The sequence below is a fragment of the Streptomyces sp. CB01881 genome, assembly GCF_002953255.1.
GTDB lineage: Bacteria > Actinomycetota > Actinomycetes > Streptomycetales > Streptomycetaceae > Kitasatospora.
Genome location: NZ_CP026498.1, coordinates 11,287,488 through 11,305,542, shown reverse-complemented (window position 1 = coordinate 11,305,542; position 18,055 = coordinate 11,287,488). Strand labels below are relative to the sequence as shown.

Below are 18,055 nucleotides of genomic sequence, written 5' to 3'. Positions count from 1 at the left end.
GGCAGTCCGGAGAGTCCGGCTGGTACGGCCTGGAGCCGGGGTGCGACGGGCTGGAGGGCCTGCAGCCGGTCCGGCCGGGCACACCCCGGCGGCGGGCCGCCAGGCCTTCTTCGGCCCGGCCCGTAGCGGCACCCCGTCTCGGGGCGCTTCCGGCGGTGGGCGGGCGCCGTCGGGTTACTCGCGGATCCGGGCGTCCACCGGGGGATGCGCGTCACCGGTGTCCGCACCCAGGCCCGCGAGCAGGCGCAGTCCGTCCTCGGCGGGGCTGCCGGGGGCCGCGGACAGCACCAGTAGCTCGATGCCTGATTCGTCCGGCAGGGCGAAGTTCTCCTGGTGCAGTTCCAGCAGCCCCACCAGGGGGTGCCGGTACGCCTTGCGTCCATGTGTGCGGGCGCGCACGTCCGCTCGGCCCCAGAGGCGGCGGAAGCGCTCGCTGCCCATCGCCAGCTCGCCGATGAGCGAGGCCAGACGGGGGTCCGCGGGGTACTTGCCGGCGGCCAGGCGCAGGTGCCCGACCACGTCGAGGGTGCAGTTCTCCCAGTCCGCGTACAGGCCGCACTCGGCTTCCTCGAGGAAGAGGTGCCGGGCGATGTTCAGACCGGGCATCGGGCGGCCGAAGAGGAGCCCGGCGAGGCGGTTCCCGGCGAGTACGTCCAGGCGGTGGTCCATGATCAGCGCGGGTGCGCCGGCGACCAGGTCGAGGACGCGCAGCAGCTCCGGCCGGATCCGGCCGCCCGGCGTCTTCGCGCGGCGGCCGCGCTGCCGGGCGAGGCGGCAGAGGTGTCCGCGTTCGGTCTCGTCGAGGCCGAGGACGCGGGCGAGCGCGTCGAGGACCTGCTCGGAGGGCTGGGTCGCGCGGCCCTGCTCCAGCCGTACGTAGTAGTCGACGCTGACGCCGGACAGGTGCGCGACCTCTTCGCGGCGCAGCCCTTCGACCCGGCGGCGGCTGTCGGCGGGTATGCCGACGGCCGCCGGATCGACCCGGGAACGCCGGGTCCGCAGGAAGCCCGCAAGATCGTCCATGCCCCCAGTATGGCCTCGGCCGTGCCCGCGAAGGGTGGTCCTGCCAGTACCAGGAAGTCCCGTCCGACGGAAGAGGCGCCCCTGAACGCCGGGCGCCGCGGCGTCCAGGATCGAAGACATCCGATCCGAAGGAGTTCCCGTGAAGACGCTGATCGTCCACGCCCACCCGGAGCCGAAGTCGCTCAACAGCTCGCTGAAGGACCTCGCGGTGTCCACCTTGGAGGCCGCCGGGCACGAGGTACGGGTGAGCGATCTGTACGCGATGAACTGGAAGGCCGCCGTGGACGCCGCGGACTACGGCCCCCACGCATCGAGTCCGCTGAAGGTCGCCCTGGACTCCGGCCGGGCCTTCAACGCCGGGGAGCTCACCCCGGACGTCCTCGCCGAGCAGGAGAAGCTGCTGTGGGCCGACACGATCATCTTCCAGTTCCCGCTGTGGTGGTACGCGATGCCCGCGATCCTCAAGGGCTGGGTGGACCGGGTGTTCACCTACCGCTTCGCCTACGGCGTCGGCGAGCACAGCGACACCAAGTACGGCGAGCGCTTCGGCGAAGGCACCCTCGCGGGCAGGAGGGCCCTGCTGTCGGTGACCGTCGGCGGACCGGAGTCGCACTACGCCGCTCGCGGGATCAGCGGCCCCATCGAGGACCTGCTGTTCCCGATCCACCACGGCATCCTCTATTACCCGGGCATCGAGGTGCTGCCGCCGTTCGTGCTGCACGGCACCGACCGGATGACCGGCGAGGACTACGCGGACGCCGCCAAGGCCTGGGAGCAGCGCCTGCTCACCCTGGAGTCGACCGAGCCGATCGCGTTCCGGCGGCAGAACTTCGGCGACTACGAGATCCCCTCGCTGCACCTGAAGGAGGGCCTGGAGCCCGCGGGCCGCACGGGATTCGGGCTGCACGTGCGCGGCTGACCACCGGCGGTGGAACCGGACGAGCCGGGACGCGGACCCGGGAGCAGGCCGGGGGCCGTGACGGGCGGCCGGCCACCTGCTCCCGGCCCTGGGCACCCCCGCTCCACGGCCGGAACCGGAACCGGCCGGGGACGGCGAACCCGTGGCCCGGTGCCCGCGTAGACGTCCTCGACGTGGCGGCCGCCCTCGATCAGGCCCTGCAGCCAGGCCTGGGCCTGCTGTTCATCGGCCCCCGGCCCGAGCGGGCGGGGGTGCTGAGCACCGAGACCATCAGGTCGATGTGGCGGCCGTCGCCGGAGGGCGCGGAGGAGATCGAGTGGTGCCGGGGCCGGATCGGCGCCGGCGGGTCCAGCGGAACCGGACGGTCACGCGGCGCTGCATGGCACCTGGCCGTGGCTGTTGCGGAGGCGCGGGGCTGCCGGCTCCTGCTCTCAGCCCTTGCCGAAGTGCACCGCGGGGAAGGCGCCCGCTGCTCTGAGGGTTCTGGAGAATCCGCCCGCCAGTTCGGTGAGGCGTGCGGTGGCGGCCGGGCCGAGGTGGTCGTACGGGGCGGCGTCGAGGCGGTCGGTGAGTACCTCGGTCTCCTCGCGCAGGGTCGCGCCCGCCCGCGTGAGGTCGCCTTCCCCGTCCAGCAGGCCGCGCTCGCGCAACTGGTCCCGGGCGGTGTCCCACTGCTGCGCGGACCAGCCGCGGGTCCGCATGAACAGTGCCGATGTCGGTGCCGTGCCGGTGGCGTTGTGCAGCACCAGCGCCTCGATGCCGGACAGGCCGGCGATCGTCAGGGCGGCGAGGTGACCGTCGCCCCGGTGCTCGCGCAGCAGTGTCGCGGCGTGCCACAGGGCCAGGTGCGGCTCCTCGGGGACGGGGAGGCCGGCGTTGGCGGCGTACAGCGGCCGTGCCTCCCGGCGGCAGGCTTCGGCGGCGTGCAGCGCCAGTTCGGCCGCCTCGGTCATGTCCGTGGACGCGAGGGACTCCTTCCCGAGCAGCCGCTGCAGCGTCCGGTCCGCGCCGCGCAGCCGTGCCGTGAGCACCTCCTCCGGTGTGGTGAGGGTCCACGCGGCGGGGATGTACCGCTGCACGTGCTCGTGGTTGAAGTTGTAGAACGTCGCTGTGACGGTGCCCGCGTCGACGGCCCCGAGCGGTGCCGCGCGGCTCGCGAGGTAGACCATGGCTCCGCGCTCCAGCCCGAGTGCCGCGAGTTCGTCCTCCGGCTCCGGTGCGAAGTACACCGATGCGTGCAGGGGGCTGACGGCGTTGTGGCAGCGGCGGCCCGCGCCCGCCTCGAAGGAAGTCATGCCGTGGCTCCGGTGTCAGTGGTCAGGTGTGGACGTGCGGCCGGGTGGGCGAGGCGCATCAGGCTTCGTTCGTGGGCTCGTGGTGGGGGCGGTCGGTCAGTCCGGCCGCGGTCCGGGTGAGGTGCCGGGTCAGGACCCCGGCTGCGGTGTCGGCGTCACGGGCGAGGGCCGCCTCCTCCAGCCGGCGGTGTTCCAGGAGGCCGTCCCGGTCGGGGTTGCGGTGCGCCGACCAGCGGCGGGCCAGCTCGCTCGCGGTCCACAGCCGGTCGAAGGTCTCCAGCAGGACGAGGTTGCCGCACCCCTCCAGCAGGGTGCGGTGGAACAGGCGGTGGGCTTCGGCCCATGCGCTGCTGTAGTGCCTGCCCTCCTCCGGTGCGTACGCCGGGGTGCGGGCCAGACGGTGGTGGGCGGCCCGTACGCGGGCCTCCCAGTCCACATCGCCGCGCTCGACGGACATGCGCAGCATGACCGGTTCGATGGTCCGGCGGGCCTCCGCGATCTCTTGCCAGCGACGGTCGGAGAAGGCCGGGACGGCGAAGCCGCGGTTGGGCAGCCGGTCGGCGAGGCCCTCGCCGACCACCCGCACGAGCGCCTCACGCACGACGGCCAGGCTCACGCCCTGCTCCTTGGCGAGCTCCTGGGGTTTGAGGGCGTCACCGGGGGCGTGGTCCCCGCGCATGATCGCATCCCGCAGGTGTGTGTAGACCTGCTCGGAGAGCATCTGCTTCCCCGCCGGGGGCGCGGTGTGGGTCGTCTGGGTCATGGCCGCATGATAGACGATCAGATGGATAATCGATTATTGGTTTTATGGTCGATCTCAGTGAGGGTGGCACATGGGCCTTCGCGGAGGCCATGTCGCTGCAACTGCTCAACGGTGAACGCGCCACCGTCGGCCTGCCCCCGTTGGCCCTCAGGGCCGATCTCGGCGACTTCGCCCGCACCTGGGCCTGGGGGAGGGCGGGCCGCGGGCGGTGGTCGCGCTGCCGGGCGCAGGAGGGCAGCTGTCAGGCGTCGAGTACTTGGCTGTCGCGCCTGACGACCGGCGGTTCCGTCGACCACGGGAAGTTGATCCAGTCGTCGGTCTTCTTCCACACGTACTCGCACTTCACCAGGGAGTGCGACTTCTCGTAGATGACGGCGGACCGCACCTCGGCGACGTGGTCGAGGCAGAAGTCGTGGACCAGCTTCAGCGTCTTGCCGGTGTCGGCGACGTCGTCGGCGATCAGGACCTTCCTGCCGGAGAAGTCGATCGCATCGGGGACGGGTGCCAGCATGACGGGCATGTCGAGCGTGGCGCCCACGCCGGTGTAGAACTCGACGTTCACGAGGTGGATGTTCTTGCAGTCCAGCGCGTACGCCAGACCGCCGGCCACGAACACGCCGCCGCGGGCGATGCTCAGGATCACGTCGGGCTCGTACCCGTCGTCGGCGATCGTCTGCGCGAGTTCGCGTACCGCCCGGCCGAATGTCTGGTAGTCCAGCGTCTCGCGCACGTCGGTCACAGCGTTCAGTGTGCCTGTCGGCCCGCCCGGAGGCGAGCACCGGCACGCCCCGGTCGGAAGCGAGGACTTTCGTGCTCCGGCGGTCTGCTCCGGACTGGACCGGCCCCTGCCGCCCGGCCCGCTCGATGGCGGCTCCACTTTCGTGGCCAGGTCCCAGCCACCGCGCCGGCGACAGATATCGCGCGCGGCCTGCCGTTCGAGGTGGACTCCTGGGAAGGCGTGTTCCGCACGGCCAACGACCGCTGCCGCCAGGTGCTCACCCCGGCGGACGGCCTCTTGCCGGACCCGCGTCGCGTGTACGCGCCCTATGTGACCGCGCATGAGCTGCGGGAAGCACTCTCCTCGCCCTCGGGACGGGTTCGCGCCCTGCCGCTCCGGTCCGGCCCCGACATCGTCTGACGTCGATCGATCAGGCGGCCATCTCAGTACAGGTGGACGTCGACTACGAGGGCCGCGAGCCCGGCGAGCAGGGCGTACGCGGTGGTCCGCCGGGCGGGCTGGGTACCGAGCGCGCCGACACTGATGACGGTGGTGCGGTGCTCGCGTGCGGCGAGGGCCAAGGCCCCGGCCGCGACCGAGGTCGAGCACACGCGGGTCAGGCGCCGCTTCGAGCGCCCAACGTACCGCGGCCTGGGCATAGTCCGGTCGGTGCTCGGCCGCCTATGCGGCCGCAGCAGAATGACGAGACGTCAAATGACTGTCCGTCATCATTCCTGCGATCACGCTGCTATGTTGGTTCATTAGTGAGGTAGGTAACCAGTAGAGCAACGGAGACATGATGCCACTGTCTGATAGCGACGGCCCGATCTTCGCCCAGATCGCCGGCGAGCTGGCGAACCAGATCGCCGACGGAACGGTGGGCGAGGGAGAACGGGTCGCATCCAGTAACGAGATCGCGGCGTTCTACCGGGTCAACCCGGCCACGGCGGCGCGCAGCCTCACCGTGCTCGCGGAGCAGGGCCTGGTGGAGAAGCGGCGGGGCGTCGGCATGTTCGTCGCGAAAGGCGCGCGGGAGCGGCTGGTGCACGAGCGGCGACGCCGCTTCGCCGACCGCTACCTGCGGCCGCTGGTGGTCGAGGCGGCACGGCTCGGGATCGGTCTTGACGAACTGCTCGTGCTGGTACGCGAGGAACTGACCTCGACCGAGGTGACGACGGGGGTGAAGGCGTGACCCCGGCGATATCGGTGGCCGGCCTCGGGCGCCGCTACCGCGACCACCAGGCGCTGACCGACGTCACCTTCGAGATCGACACACCGTCCGTCACCGGACTGCTGGGCCGCAACGGTGCCGGGAAGAGCACGCTGCTGCGCATCCTGGCCGGCCAGGAGTTCGCCACCGCCGGCCGCGTGCACGTGTTCGGGGCCGGGCCGCTGGAGAACGACGCGGTCCTGCGCCGGATGATCCTCGTACGGGAGGACCAGACCTACCCCGATCTGCGGGTCCGGCACGCGATCGCGGCGGCGGCGCTGCTGTGCCCGAACTGGGACGCCGACCTGGCCGGCACGCTGCTGGACGCCTACGAGCTGCCGCCGGCCCGGCCGATCAGGAAGCTGTCGCGCGGCATGCGGACCGCCCTCGGCATCACCATCGGGCTGGCCGCCCGCGCCGAACTCACCCTGTTCGACGAGCCGTACGCGGGCCTGGACGGGGTCGCCCGCACGCTCTTCTACGACCACCTGCTCGCCGACTACACCGCCCACCCGCGGTGCATCGTGCTCTCGACCCACCTCATCGACGAGGCCGCCGACCTCCTGGACCGGGTCCTGGTCCTCGACCACGGCCGGCTCGTCCTCGACGCGCCCGCCGACGGCCTGCGCGGCACCGCCACGACCGTCACCGGCCGGGCCGGCAGCGTGGAGCGGCTCGTCGCCGGCCGCACGACGCTGAACCGGCGCACGATGGGCGCGCAGACCACGGCGGTGATGGTCGGCCGGCTCGACGACCGCGACCGCGAACTCGCCGACCACCTGCGTCTTCGCCTGGAGCAGGTCACCCTCCAGCAGCTCGCGGCCTACGCGGCCGAGCACCACGACCGAGCCGAGCTCATGGCAGCGAGGACACCCTGATGCGTTCCACCCCGATCGCCACCGTCGTCCGCTACCTGCTCCTCGACCGCGTCACCTACCTCGTACTGCCCTGGGCGTGGGCGGCCTTCGGCTTCGTCCTCGACGTGGTGATCCTGCGGCTCATCCCGGCCGGTCACAGTGACCACCGCTGGGTCGGCGGCCTGGTCGCGGTCCCGCTCGTCATGCTCGTCGTGGGCGCGCAGTCGGTTGCCCGCGCGCTGCCGTTCGCCCTCACCCTCGGGGTGAGCCGACGCATCTACTTCCTCGGCGCCACCGCACTGGCCCTCGCCCTGTCCGTGGGCTTCGGACTCGTCGTCGTGATCGGCCAGATCCTCGAACGCGCGACCGGCGGATGGGGCATCAACATGGCCTACTTCCGCGTCCCCCACCTCCTCGACGGCCCCTGGTACCTGTCGTGGCTCACGGCGACGACAATGTTCGTCCTCATGTTCGTCTACGGGATGTGGTACGGCCTGGTCTACCGCCGCGCCGGACTGCCCGGCACCACGGCCTTCGGCGCGGCACAACTCGGCGCACTGGCCCTCGCCGCGCTCGTCGCGACGTGGGCGCACGGCTGGACGGGCATCGGCCACTACCTCGGCACCGCCACCGGCCTCACCGGCGTTCTCGCCGTCGCTGTCCTGCTCGCCGGCGGCTTCGCCACGATTCGACGGATGACCATATGAGCGCGGCAGGGATGGCGAAGACGGGGCGTGCGGCGCAGGACGGGCAGGACGGCGGGCGGATAGCACCGCCGGACCGGCGGGTGTTCGCCGTCGCGGGGGTGGTATTCGCCGCACTGATGGCGCTGGCCCAGCGTTACGGCTTCCACCGTGACGAGCTGTACTTCCTCGACTGCGCCCGGCACCTCCAGGCGAGTTACGTGGACCAGCCGGTACTCGCGCCGCTGATGGCCCGGGTCTCGCTGTCGCTCTTCGGGGTTTCGGCGGCGGGCCTGCGGCTGTGGCCGGCGCTGGCCGCCGCGGGCACAGTGGTCGTGGGCGCCCTGACCGCGCGGGAGTTCGGCGGCGCGCGGCGGGCGCAGCTGCTCGCGGCGATCGCGACGGCCACCATGCCTGTGCTGCTTGGCAGTGCGCACGTCGCCAACACGACGTCGTACGAACTGCTGGCGTGGGCGGCGATCGCGTTCGTGGTCGTGCGGATCGGCCGCACCGGCGACACCCGGTGGTGGCCCGCCGCAGGGGTGCTGGTCGGCCTCGGCGCGGAGTTCAACCACCTCGCGGCGATCTTCGCAGCAGTCCTGCTGGCCGCGGTGCTGCTCGGCCCGGCCCGCCGGACCGTGGTTGACCGCCGACTGCTCGCGGGTGCGGTGATCGCCTCGCTGCTCGTGCTGCCCGACCTGTGGTGGCAGGCGCACCACGGCTGGGCCATGTTCGAGATGACGCGGGCGCTGAACGGCGAGCACGGCGGCCCGGGCAACATCCTCACCTGGATCGTGGGGCAGCTCGGCATGTCCTGCCTGGCGATGACCTTGCTGTGGATGGCGGGCCTGCGGTTCCTGTGGCGGTCCGGCCGGCCGCTGTGGCGTGCTCTGGTGATCGTGTACGCGGCGCTGTTCGTCCTGTTCGCCGTGACGACCGGAGCGCAGGTGTACTACCTGGCCGGGCTGTACGTGTGCCTGCTGGCGGCCGGCGCGGTCGACCTCGACAGGTGGCTGTACGCCCGACCGGAGCGGCTGCGCGGCCTGGTGATCGGAACCGCCGTCTCGGCCGCGCTGTCCGCCGTGGTCGTGCTGCCGGTGCTGCCGGCCTCCGGCGTGGCCTGGACATACGGCACCAGCCCGATCTCGGGGGAGACCCAGGGCTGGCCCCAGCTGGTCGGCACCGTGCGGCAGGTGTGGACCGGGCTGCCCGCCGAACAGCGCGCGAACGCGGTGATCTTCGCAGCGGACTACAGCGAGGCCGGCGCCATCAACGAGTTGGGCCGCACCGCCGGGCTGCCCACCGCCGTGAGCTCCCAGAACACCGACTGGTGGTGGGGCCCCGGCAACCCGAACGCCACCACCGTGGTGGCCATCGCCCCCGGCCCCGACTACGCCCCCGGGTATGAGGCCCACCTGCGCCAGTACTTCCGGAACGTCCGCGTGGCTGCCACCCTCACCAACCCCGACGGCGTGCACAACATCGAATCGGGCGGTCACGTCTACGTCTGCACCGACCCCGTCCGCCCCTGGGGCGCGATCTGGCCCGAACTGCGCAACTACGCGTGACGCCCACGGGGCCGCGCCGGTGTCGCGGCACGCGAGACGCTGGCGCGGCCCGGTCCCGTCCTGTACCGGCGCATGTCCATGCGTTCTCCACCGCCCGTACCCGCTCCCGACTCCCGCAGGCACCGCGCGATGACCGACACCACCCGCCCCGGCCCGGACTCCGTCGCCGCGCCCGGGTGGCTGGGGCCGGCCCTGTACAGCAGCCGCCCGCGCCCGCCGACCGGTACCTGGGCCGCCCGAACGGGCAACCCCGCTGTCGCACGGACGGAGCAGTCCCGCCGTGCTCCCCGCCGCACTCCCGCCGGCTGGCCGAGCGGCTGGAACGCCGGGGGGTCCGGCTGCGGCGGGAGCCGGGCCATGGGGCAGGATGGCAGTTCATTCGGAATGCGTACATCCGTTCCAATGCGGCTGCGCACAAAACGACCTGACAGGCGACAAGGTGACGACACAGCACGTACGACGGCCGGCGGCGGCCCGTTCCCTCGCCCTCCACGCTGCAGGGGCGGGACGGTGACCCGGGACCTGGTCCTGCACGACTGGATGGTGGCCGGCATCGCGCTGGCCTCCGGCTGTGTGGCCGCTCTGGCGCTGCGGGCCCTGATGAAGTGGCTGGGCAAGCACGCGAGCAGGACCAAGTGGAGCGGGGACGACATCATCGTCGACGCGCTGCGCACCATCGTCCCCTGGGCGGCCGTGATCGCCGGGGCCGCCGTGGCCGCTTCGGCCCTGCCGCTCACCGCGCGGATCGGGGGGCTGGTCGACCAGTCGCTGACGGCCGTGCTCATCGTCATCGCGACGTTCACCGCGGCCCGGGTGGTGGCCGGGCTGGTGCAGTCGGTGGCCGCGTCCCGGACGGGCGTCGCGGCGTCCGCGAGCATCTTCGTCAACATCACCCGCATCGTGGTGCTGTCGATGGGCGTCCTCGTGGCCCTGGAGACCCTCGGGGTGTCCATCGCCCCGCTGGTCACCGCCCTCGGGGTGGGCGGTCTCGCGGTCGCGCTGGCGTTGCAGGACACCCTCGCCAACCTCTTCGCGGGTGTGCACATCCTCGCCTCGAAGACGGTCCAGCCGGGTGACTACATCCGGCTCACCAGCGGGGAGGAGGGGTACGTCGTCGACATCAACTGGCGCAACAGCGTGGTGCGCAACCTGTCGAACAACCTGGTGATCATCCCCAACGGCCGCCTGGCGCGGACGAACATGACGAACTACTCCCAGCCCGAGCAGAAGCTGTCGATCCTGGTCCAGGTCGGGGTCGGCTACGACAGCGACCTGGAGCACGTGGAGAGGGTCACCCTCGACGTCGTCGACAGCGTGATGGCCGACATCAGCGGTGGCGTGCCGGACCACGAGGCCGCCGTCCGCTTCCACACCTTCGCGGACTCCAGGATCAACTTCACCGTGATCCTGGGCGTCGGCGAGTTCAGCGACCAGTACCGGATCAAGCACGAGTTCATCAAGCGCCTGCACCAGCGGTACCGGACGGAGGGCATCTCGATCCCCGCGCCCACGCGCACGGTCTCGCTCCAGCAGGACGGGGCGGGCGCACCGTCGTCCCTCCCGCCGGTTGCGCACCAGTGGGAAGCGTCGTCCGAGGTGCTGGCGGACCGGCGGCGGTAGCGGTGCGGGGGCTACCGGGTGACGGGCGTCGCCGCTCGGCGCGCGGGGCTGGGACGGCGGCGTCCAGCCCGTCTCGGCGTGCGCCACGGCACAGACGTTCCGGTGGAGGTTCACCACCTCTGACCTGGACGATCTGCCGGCCGGGCTCGACCGGCATACCGCCGATCGCCACGAGGAATCCTCCGCCGCGCCGGCAGGAGCGTGACGGTCCGCTGCCGGAGTCAGTGGCCGGTCGGCACCTCGCGAACCCGGACGGCTCCGCACACGACGAACCCGGCGGGCACCCCGTCGCTGAGGAGGTGGAGTCGTCGGTACCTCGGCTCCGGTCCCTCCGGGAGATTGAGCAGCCGGTCGATCTCCGGATCGGCCGCCACCTCACGGACCGTCAGCCCTCGGTAGGAGGAACGGGTCTTCATGCCCAACACGCTGACGAACTCGATCTCGGTGACGGTGCTGTCGCCCGACTGCCAGAAACTGCGGAACAGCAGTGTCCGGTGAGAGACCTGGTAGGACCAGACCTGCATGTCCCGCGGAAGGTGCAGGGGGAGAGGTTCACCCGGCGTGACGGTCATCGGTTCGTCACCGGCCCATGCCCTCGGGTCCGCCGGGTCCGGGATCGGGAGAAGCGGTGACTGTGTGTCAATGGAGTCGTCCATGAGGTCCACCTTGCCAGCCCGGTACCACGCTCCACGGAGCGGGTGGGACCCGAGCCGGGAAACGATCTCCTGAAGTTCGGGAAGCGATCACCAGGGGTGCTGGGGCACCGCTGGCCAGCCCCACTCGTGAATACTCCTGGCAGCCTGATCAATCCCCGAAGGACTTCCGGAGCCGGCCACTGAGGTCTCCGTCCCCACCTGTGCTGATGGTCGAGGTCGACCGCTCCACCATGGCCATCGAGCGGTTGGCCGCGAAGTTCACCGCCTACCGCGAGCTGTTCCGTACCAAGGTCCGGGACAACGACCCGGCCCTCGCCGACGGGGAACCGGCCGACCGCACGGTGTACTGGTGGCGCCGCACCTGGCCCGGCCCCAGCCGCGCCGGGTACCCGCCCGTCGCCCTGGCCGTCACCGACGCCGGACCGGTCGCGCTGGCCAACCGGCGGCAGGAGAGCACCTGGGAGTACGGGCCCCACAGTCAGTGGACCCGCCGCCCTGGGGGCCGTTGCCACCCCTGCCACCAGAAGCACGAGGAACGGCGGGAGAAGGCCGCCGCCCAGGCCCGTGGGCGCCTGGAGAAGGCCCGGGAGGCCAACGCCGCGCTGCGCCCGGTGCTGGACCTGGCGGGGCTCCGTCGGCGGGCAGGTGGACTGCCGCGGTCGGCACGGGCCCGAGTAGTATGTGGCCCCACAGTCGGACAAGGGGTGCAAGCACAGGGGGCGGCGTGACGGAGTTCGCGGGTTTCGGCTGCGAGGCGTGCTGTGCCGAGGACGCCTCGGTGGCGCGGGTGCACCACCAGAGCCCCATCGGGGTCCAGCTGGAGAAGATGATCCAGGACGACTCGCACTTCATCGTCTCCGTCCGGCGCTGCGGCCTCTGTTCGCAGGCCTTCGTGAGCGTCTTCACCGAGTACGTCGACTGGGCCGCCTCGCGGGACGCGCAGTACCGGACCCTGCTGCCGATCACGGACGCCGAGGCGGACGACCTGATGGCGGGGCGGCTGAGCCCGCACCGGGCCGGGGCCCTGGGGCGCGGCCGCCGCCGTCTGCAGAGCGACTGGCCGAGCGAGGCCGACGAGCCGTCCGTGTACTGGGACAGCGGCGTGTTCGAGGTGCGCGAGGGCTACTGATCCGGCCGGGGCCCCGGGCTCCGAACTCCAGGTGTCGGACGCCCGGCCCCCGCCGCGACCTCGACGCCGGCCGGCAGCCGCCCTCATGGCCACCGTGACCGCGTCGAGGGCCTCGATGCAACCGATCGCCAGGTCACGTACTGTCACCGCACGCGGCGCTTCCGAAGCCGGGAGCCGTTCCATTGCAGCCTCCCCGTCCGCAGTCGAAGGGATCGTCGCACAGCGGCCGCCGACGCCTTCGCCGAGCGGCCGGCCGCGAGTGCGGGCGGCCGGAGGCTGCGCAGGGGTCATCGGGTTTCGAGGATGCCCTTCAGGACGTCGAGGTTCTTCGCGACCGCGTGTTTGATCCGGGGGCCGGCGACCGCGGTGACGGCCTTGAGGACTCCGGGGGCGGTGAGGTGGACGGTGTTGACCAGTCGGGTGGTGTGCTGGTCGAGCGGGGTGAGCCGGTAGGTGGTGGTGCCGGTGAACGGGCCGAAGTCGCCGTCCGCGGTCAGCAGGTTCGGGGGTCGTACGCGGTGATGCGGAAGCGCTCCTCGGCCGGGCGCGGGAGCGTGCGGGTCTGGCGGTAGGTCGTGCCGACCCCGATCGGTCCCGGGGAGGTCTGCTCGGTGGTGTCGAGCGCGTGGTTCCAGCGCGGGAGGTTCTCGGGCCGTGCGAGGTAGGCGAAGACCTCGCCGACGGGCGCGTCGACGGTCAGGGTGTTCTCGAACCGCATGGCCGTTCCTTCCCCGGCGCGCGGTCGGCCGGTCCCGTGCGGGTTCGTGCGGTCCCGTGCGGGCCGTGGCGTCGGCCGAGGGCGGGGTGTCAGTCGAGGGCGAGGCGTTTGTTGAGGGCCTCGCCCGAGGGCAGGGGGTCGATGAAGTTGTGCAGGAACGTGAGCATCGCGTCGGTGTCCAGGCCGTCGCAGGCGGCGTCCATCGCGGCGTAGAGGAACTCCTCGATGCCGGCGACGGCGGTGGCCAGGCGTTCGCCCTCGGGGGTGAGGCTGAGCTGGAGGTAGCGGCGGTCCGCAGCGTCGGTGCGGCGCTCGACCAGCCCGGCCGCGACGACGCGTTCGACCAGCCGGCTGGGGTTGGTACCGCTCTCGCACACCAGGAGCTGCCCGAGCCCGCTGAGGCTCAAGGTGCCGTGCTGCTGGAGCAGGCGCAGCACCTCGGCCTGTGACGGGGTGATGCCGTGCGGTTTGAGGGCCTGGATCAGCAGCCGGTTGCCTTCGCGCTGGGCCGCCAGGATCGCGAACCGCAGGTGTTCGGCCTTACGCACCGGCATCCTGTCGGGGGGGCGGTCGGCAGGGTGGCGAGGAAGTCGTCGACCGCGGCGGCGTAGGTGACCGGGTGGGAGAAGCGGAACATGTGGCCGGTGCGCGGCAGCACGACCTCCCGGGCGTCGGGGATGCCCGCGAGCATGACCTTGGAGGCGTTCTCGCCGATCAGCACGTCGTGGGAGGGGGTCAGGATCAGGGTCGGGACCTGGACCCGGCCCAGCGCGTCGACGCAGTCGGCGGTGAGAACGGCCCGCAGGCGGGCGCCGAAGGAGACGGCCGGGGTGTTGGCGAGGAACAGTTCGCGGCTGCGCGCCTCGCTCCAGGGCACCTGGCCCCCGCCGTCGAACGGGGAGGCGAGGCGGTGGGCGTGGGCGCGCAGCGTCAGCTGCCGGTAGAGCGGCCCGCGGGCCCTGCCGATCGCCTGCATCAGGGCCTTCCAGGGCTTCGAGTCGACCGGGTTGGCCGCGAATCCGCCGGACACGACCAGGGCGCGCAGGCCCCGCGGGCGGCGCGCTTCCTGCCACACGACCAAAGCTGGGCGATCGGCTCCGACATCCCGGTGTTGACCGGCGACGGCCCACTGCCGGCGCATGCCGACGACTGGCACCCCCAGGACATGCTGTTCGCCCCGATGTACAACGCCGACGGCGACCTGATGGGCGTGCTCTCGGTCAACCGTCCGCGCAGTGGCAAACGTCCTGGCGAATGGACCCGAGAGACGCTGGAGAGATTCGCCCTGCAGGCCTCCCTCACGATCGGCAACGCCCGGCTGCGGGCGGAGATTCGGCGCACGCTGTCCCGCCTGGAAAGGGAGCACGAGGCCCTGCGATCCAGCGAGGAGAGTTTCCGGCAGGCCTTCGAGTACGGCCCGACCGCGATGGCCATCACCGAGCTGCACGGCGACGCGGCGGGCCAACGGACCCGGGTCAACGACGCCCTGTGTCGACTGCTCGGCCAGCCCCGCTCCGCCCTGCGCCAGCAGGGCTTCGCCGACCTCGTCCACCCGGACGACCTCGAACTGTTCCAGCGCATCAGCGCCGAGGCCGGCCGTGCCGACCTTCGGCTCACCCGCCGGGACGGCGGCTACCAGCGGGTCCGCCTGCGTAACTCGATCGTCGCGGACGCCGCGGAGGGACCGCGCTTCCTGATGACTGTGGTCGAGGACATGGACGAATGGAAGCGCGGGCAACTCGGTGGCCCGGGCACACCCGATCCGGACCACACGATGAACCGGCAATGACCAGGCCGCACTGATACCTCACCCAGGCTGCGCGCTACCGCACCCACCGCGGTAAAGCCCAAGATCACTCGTGCCCGGGTGCTGGACGCCTTTCGCCCGTCGGGCCGAACGCTCCGGCCGGTGCGCGGCCGGACCCGTCGGGGCATCGAGGGGAACCGGGCAAGCTGCAGGCTCGTCATCACAGGTGGCGGGGTTCCTGACAGCCGGGGGCGCGGAGGTGGCCCGGATGAGGTTCCTCGAGCATGGGCCGGGCTGGTGGCGGTCGCTGCGCCTGCGGCGGCGGATCATCGCCCTTGTCGTCGGCGGCGCCGTGGTCCTGGGGACGGTGCTGGCCGTCGTGCTCACCGTCGGCCAGGGAGGTTCCCCGGGGCGCACGGGGGCCGGCCCGCCGCCCGCCGGGCCGCCTGCCGCCGGGCCGGCCCCGTCGGCCCCGTCGGCCCCCGCCGCCCCCGGTGGCGTGTCACCGCTCACCGGGCTTGCGGGTGACGCGGGCCGGGTCATCGCCGTCAAGATCGACAATGCCGCCGCCGCCCGGCCCCAGACGGGTGTGAACGCGGCCGACGTGGTCTACGCGATCGAGGTCGAGGGCGGCCTCTCCCGGCTCCTGGCGGTCTACGACTCGAACCACCTGCCCGCGGGCGACCGGATCGGCCCGGTGCGCAGTGCCCGGGAGACCGATCTGCCCCTCCTGCGGCAGTACGGGCGTGTGGACTTCGCGTACTCCGGGGCGCAGACCGCGTTCCTGCCGGATCTGGCCCGGGCCGATGTGTTCAACTGCTCGCCGCATCAGGACAATTCGTTCTTCCGTGGGCAGTGGAACGTGCCGCCGTTCAACCAGTACGTGGTGCCGTCCGGGATTCTGCGCCACTTCCCGGACGCGGCGGTGGCCCGGGACGTCGGGTTCCGCTTCGGCGACGCACCGGCCGGCGGAGTCCCGACCGGCTCGTTCACCGCGCGCATGCCCGCGGCCTCGTTCACCTTCACCTGGTCCGCCGCGGAGGGCAGGTACCTGGTGGCGGTGGACGGCAGGCCGGCCATGACGACGGACGCCGGGCAGATGGGCGCGCCGACGGTCGTGGTGCAGAAGGTCGCCGAGACCACGTCACCGCGTGGGCTGGTCGATTCCTTCGGGCACGTGCTGCCGTTCGCCCCGACCGTCGGCAGCGGCGACGCGGTCTTCCTGCGGGACGGCGCGGCGTACCGGGGCAGCTGGTCCCGGCCCGATGCCGCCGCCGTCACGGAGTTCGGGTACGCGGGCGGGCGGATGGCCTTCCACCCCGGGCAGGTCTGGATCGTCCTCGAACCTGCGTGAGGCCGGGCGGCCGGCGGCCGAACGGCCGGGGGCCGAGCCGGCGGCGGGTAGGTTCGGCGCTGGGGCGCGGGTGGGCAGAGCCTTCGGCATGACGACTCCCACCCGGCGCCGTCGCCGCCACTGCTCCGGTCAGTGCCGCGCGGCCGCCGGCCCCGGCCCGTTTCGGCGGCGGGTGCTGCCGGACCTGGTCCAGCGAGCACATCTCCCCGGGCGGGATGGTCGTCCGGACGACCTGGCACGAGCCCGCCTGCTGGACCTGGGGCCAGCCGTGACCACCCCCGCCGAGCCGGGTGCCGGGTTCGAGTCCGGTACCACGGTCGTTCGCCGCGACATCCACGCGGGCAAGGTCTGGTCCGCCCAGCCCCACCGGGCACCCGCCGACACCGGCACCGTCCTCGAGCTCGCCTGCTGGCCCGGCATCCGCTCCCTCGCACCCACCACCTGGACCACCGCGCTGCGAACCGGCGACGACGCCCTGCGCAAGAACGGACTGGCGAGGACGGCCGGCCGCGCTCGCCTGGAGGCGGACCACCGGCTGGTTCGGCGGAGACTACGACGGCCAAGGCCGCTACGAGTACGCCCTCGACGACGAATCACCAGCCGCCTTGCGGCGCAGGGACCAGATCGGTGAGACGGCCATGTCGAGTCCGTCCTGGAGCGATTAGGCCGGCGAACACAGGGTGGGCTCCTTGGCGCAGTTGGCCCAGTGGGCGGGGCGGGTCGCTGCACCCAGGTCGTACAAGAGCCGCTGCGGAACGTGGTCTGGCAGTGCTTCGACCATGAATGGCTTGCCCTGGTTGTCTATCTTCGCGGTGAACTTCCCCTCAGGGGTGAGGTAGTCGACCTGGAACTCCCAGGAGCAGATCTGCCCGGCGATGCCGCCGACCTGGACGGCGATGTCACCGGGGGTGGTGGCCTGACCGAGGTCGAGCTTGTGGTGGGCGAAGTAGTCCGTGCTGACTGCGAAGCCCTCGTCGTCCACCTCTACCGCCGCGGTGCCGGGCGGTACGGCCAGGGACAGGAAGACGTTTGGCACGCTGGCCTGGCCCGCCGACGGGGCACTCACGGAGCTGACGGCCGGGCTGGGTCTGCAGGAGACGTCGGTGGTGCCGATGTCCTCGATGGTTATTGAGGAGGACCGGTCGCTGGTGAAGTGCAGCTGGTATGTGTCGCCGCCCGCCATGCCCTGCTTCCTCCGCTGCTCGATCACGTCCAGGGCAGGGTCATGGGGGTTGCCCGAGACGTCGGGTGGGTTGCCCTTGGGCAGCAACCGGGCGCCCAGCGGCTCGAGGTATGCCCGGACCCCGGCGAGGTTCTCCGGCTTGAACGGCGCGAGCCCCGCCTGCTCCGCCTGGGTCAGCGGCCGGTCCAGCACGAAGGTCCAGACACCCTGGCGACGCAGGTCCGGTCCGTCCACCACCACTTGGAACGGGACGGTCTGTCGGTCGGCGGACTTCTCCGCCTGCCGCTGGAGTGCGGCGTCCTCCGCCGCAGTCCGGCCGCTGTACCAGTGCTGGCCCACTATTACGGCTGCCGCGAGCGCCAGCGCGAGGATGGAGCCACCGGCGGCTCGGGCAGGCGTGATCCGGCGCCCAGGGCCGCTGCCGGGACCGTTGTAGTACGTGACCGGCGCATTGACATCCCGGCCGGCCCGATACCGGACTGAGACGCTGCTCGCCGCCCGCCCCCGGAGCTCGGCCACCTCCCACCGCAGCGCCCCCAGCTCCCACTGATCCTCCGCGAGCTGCTCCCCGTGCCCCGCGAGCGTGGCCTCGGTCCGGCGCGCTCGGACTGG

At 72.1% G+C, this 18,055-nt stretch carries 19 protein-coding genes and 1 pseudogene; 10 read left to right on the top strand and 10 right to left on the bottom strand.

The window, feature by feature from the left end; genetic code table 11:
* Positions 1 to 174: 174 nt before the first annotated feature.
* Entirely contained in the window at positions 175 to 1,023 is an 849-nt protein-coding gene (locus C2142_RS38830) for a helix-turn-helix transcriptional regulator (protein WP_148647465.1), read from the bottom strand.
* 139 nt (positions 1,024 to 1,162) lie between these two features.
* Here C2142_RS38830 and C2142_RS38825 point away from each other — a divergent pair, with 139 nt between their 5' ends.
* Positions 1,163 to 1,942, top strand: a complete 780-nt coding sequence (locus C2142_RS38825) for an NAD(P)H-dependent oxidoreductase (protein WP_148647464.1) — start codon at positions 1,163 to 1,165, stop codon at positions 1,940 to 1,942.
* A 431-nt stretch (positions 1,943 to 2,373) separates the two neighbouring features.
* On the opposite strand, the gene C2142_RS38820 is transcribed toward C2142_RS38825, so the two are convergent.
* The 4 genes from C2142_RS38820 to C2142_RS38805 all read right to left on the bottom strand — a co-directional run bounded on the left by C2142_RS38820 (position 2,374) and on the right by C2142_RS38805 (position 5,329).
* Positions 2,374 to 3,237, bottom strand: coding sequence for a hypothetical protein (locus tag C2142_RS38820; protein ID WP_148647463.1), 864 nt, complete (start codon positions 3,235 to 3,237; stop codon positions 2,374 to 2,376).
* A gap of 58 nt (positions 3,238 to 3,295) precedes the next feature.
* A complete protein-coding gene (locus C2142_RS38815) occupies positions 3,296 to 4,000 on the bottom strand; it encodes a GntR family transcriptional regulator (RefSeq protein WP_148647462.1) in 705 nt (234 codons plus the stop codon).
* A 241-nt stretch (positions 4,001 to 4,241) separates the two neighbouring features.
* Positions 4,242 to 4,739 carry a phosphoribosyltransferase gene (locus C2142_RS38810; protein ID WP_148647461.1) on the bottom strand — a complete coding sequence of 166 codons (498 nt, stop codon included), beginning with the start codon at positions 4,737 to 4,739 and terminating at the stop codon, positions 4,242 to 4,244.
* Between the two features lie 422 nt (positions 4,740 to 5,161).
* A complete protein-coding gene (locus C2142_RS38805; RefSeq protein WP_153882868.1) occupies positions 5,162 to 5,329 on the bottom strand; it encodes a hypothetical protein in 168 nt (55 codons plus the stop codon).
* 185 nt (positions 5,330 to 5,514) lie between these two features.
* Here C2142_RS38805 and C2142_RS38800 point away from each other — a divergent pair, with 185 nt between their 5' ends.
* The 5 genes from C2142_RS38800 (at position 5,515) to C2142_RS38780 (ending at position 10,656) form a co-directional block, all read left to right on the top strand.
* The gene (locus C2142_RS38800; RefSeq protein WP_206671125.1) at positions 5,515 to 5,910 is read left to right on the top strand and encodes a GntR family transcriptional regulator; all 396 of its coding nucleotides are present in this window, start codon (positions 5,515 to 5,517) and stop codon (positions 5,908 to 5,910) included.
* Entirely contained in the window at positions 5,907 to 6,806 is a 900-nt protein-coding gene (locus C2142_RS38795) for an ABC transporter ATP-binding protein (protein ID WP_148647460.1), read from the top strand. The genes C2142_RS38800 and C2142_RS38795 overlap by 4 nt, the downstream gene beginning before the upstream one ends.
* Positions 6,806 to 7,492: an ABC transporter permease gene (locus C2142_RS38790; protein WP_148647459.1), complete on the top strand. Its 687-nt coding sequence runs from the start codon at positions 6,806 to 6,808 to the stop codon at positions 7,490 to 7,492. The genes C2142_RS38795 and C2142_RS38790 overlap by 1 nt, the downstream gene beginning before the upstream one ends.
* Positions 7,489 to 9,036 (top strand): glycosyltransferase family 39 protein, encoded by a 1,548-nt coding sequence (locus C2142_RS38785; protein WP_241003085.1) that lies wholly within the window; start codon positions 7,489 to 7,491, stop codon positions 9,034 to 9,036. Before C2142_RS38790 ends, C2142_RS38785 begins: the two co-directional genes overlap by 4 nt.
* A 510-nt stretch (positions 9,037 to 9,546) precedes the next feature.
* Positions 9,547 to 10,656: a mechanosensitive ion channel family protein gene (locus C2142_RS38780; RefSeq protein ID WP_148647458.1), complete on the top strand. Its 1,110-nt coding sequence runs from the start codon at positions 9,547 to 9,549 to the stop codon at positions 10,654 to 10,656.
* 221 nt (positions 10,657 to 10,877) lie between these two features.
* On the opposite strand, the gene C2142_RS38775 is transcribed toward C2142_RS38780, so the two are convergent.
* Positions 10,878 to 11,228, bottom strand: a complete 351-nt coding sequence (locus C2142_RS38775) for a hypothetical protein (protein WP_148647457.1) — start codon at positions 11,226 to 11,228, stop codon at positions 10,878 to 10,880.
* Between the two features lie 290 nt (positions 11,229 to 11,518).
* On the opposite strand from C2142_RS38775, the gene C2142_RS38770 reads away from it, so the two are divergent.
* Both C2142_RS38770 and C2142_RS38765 read left to right on the top strand, forming a co-directional pair.
* Positions 11,519 to 12,040, top strand: a complete 522-nt coding sequence (locus C2142_RS38770; protein ID WP_148647456.1) for a hypothetical protein — start codon at positions 11,519 to 11,521, stop codon at positions 12,038 to 12,040.
* The gene (locus C2142_RS38765) at positions 12,037 to 12,441 is read left to right on the top strand and encodes a hypothetical protein (RefSeq protein WP_148647455.1); all 405 of its coding nucleotides are present in this window, start codon (positions 12,037 to 12,039) and stop codon (positions 12,439 to 12,441) included. Before C2142_RS38770 ends, C2142_RS38765 begins: the two co-directional genes overlap by 4 nt.
* A gap of 493 nt (positions 12,442 to 12,934) precedes the next feature.
* Here the strand turns inward: C2142_RS38765 and C2142_RS38760 are convergent, their stop codons facing one another.
* The 3 genes from C2142_RS38760 to C2142_RS41380 form a co-directional block, all read right to left on the bottom strand.
* Positions 12,935 to 13,159, bottom strand: a complete 225-nt coding sequence (locus C2142_RS38760) for an SRPBCC family protein (RefSeq protein WP_148647454.1) — start codon at positions 13,157 to 13,159, stop codon at positions 12,935 to 12,937.
* Between the two features lie 89 nt (positions 13,160 to 13,248).
* Entirely contained in the window at positions 13,249 to 13,707 is a 459-nt protein-coding gene (locus tag C2142_RS38755; RefSeq protein ID WP_148647453.1) for a winged helix DNA-binding protein, read from the bottom strand.
* Positions 13,641 to 14,234 (bottom strand): alpha/beta hydrolase, encoded by a 594-nt coding sequence (locus tag C2142_RS41380; protein WP_241003358.1) that lies wholly within the window; start codon positions 14,232 to 14,234, stop codon positions 13,641 to 13,643. Before C2142_RS41380 ends, C2142_RS38755 begins: the two co-directional genes overlap by 67 nt.
* Here C2142_RS41380 and C2142_RS38750 point away from each other — a divergent pair.
* Both C2142_RS38750 and C2142_RS38745 read left to right on the top strand, forming a co-directional pair.
* A pseudogene (locus C2142_RS38750) lies at positions 14,220 to 14,900 on the top strand (PAS domain S-box protein); the annotation flags it as partial. The gene C2142_RS41380 and the pseudogene C2142_RS38750 sit on opposite strands and share 15 nt — an antisense overlap.
* Positions 14,901 to 15,174: 274 nt before the next feature.
* Entirely contained in the window at positions 15,175 to 16,260 is a 1,086-nt protein-coding gene (locus tag C2142_RS38745) for a DUF3048 domain-containing protein (protein ID WP_148647452.1), read from the top strand.
* Between the two features lie 661 nt (positions 16,261 to 16,921).
* On the opposite strand, the gene C2142_RS38740 is transcribed toward C2142_RS38745, so the two are convergent.
* Positions 16,922 to 18,055: hypothetical protein (locus tag C2142_RS38740; RefSeq protein WP_206671124.1), on the bottom strand; the 1,134-nt coding region annotated here is incomplete at its 5' end.

Excerpts from the sequence above, each read along its gene's own strand:
- C2142_RS38815 (WP_148647462.1), bottom strand. The coding sequence starts at position 4,000 with ATGACCCAGACGACCCACACCGCGCCCCCGGCGGGGAAGCAGATGCTC.
- C2142_RS38775 (WP_148647457.1), bottom strand. The coding sequence starts at position 11,228 with ATGACCGTCACGCCGGGTGAACCTCTCCCCCTGCACCTTCCGCGGGAC.
- C2142_RS38800 (WP_206671125.1), top strand. The coding sequence starts at position 5,515 with ATGATGCCACTGTCTGATAGCGACGGCCCGATCTTCGCCCAGATCGCC.
- C2142_RS38790 (WP_148647459.1), top strand. The coding sequence starts at position 6,806 with ATGCGTTCCACCCCGATCGCCACCGTCGTCCGCTACCTGCTCCTCGAC.
- C2142_RS38830 (WP_148647465.1), bottom strand. The coding sequence starts at position 1,023 with ATGGACGATCTTGCGGGCTTCCTGCGGACCCGGCGTTCCCGGGTCGAT.
- C2142_RS38760 (WP_148647454.1), bottom strand. The coding sequence starts at position 13,159 with ATGCGGTTCGAGAACACCCTGACCGTCGACGCGCCCGTCGGCGAGGTC.
- C2142_RS38785 (WP_241003085.1), top strand. The coding sequence starts at position 7,489 with ATGAGCGCGGCAGGGATGGCGAAGACGGGGCGTGCGGCGCAGGACGGG.
- C2142_RS38745 (WP_148647452.1), top strand. The coding sequence starts at position 15,175 with ATGAGGTTCCTCGAGCATGGGCCGGGCTGGTGGCGGTCGCTGCGCCTG.
- C2142_RS38770 (WP_148647456.1), top strand. The coding sequence starts at position 11,519 with ATGGTCGAGGTCGACCGCTCCACCATGGCCATCGAGCGGTTGGCCGCG.
- C2142_RS38820 (WP_148647463.1), bottom strand. The coding sequence starts at position 3,237 with ATGACTTCCTTCGAGGCGGGCGCGGGCCGCCGCTGCCACAACGCCGTC.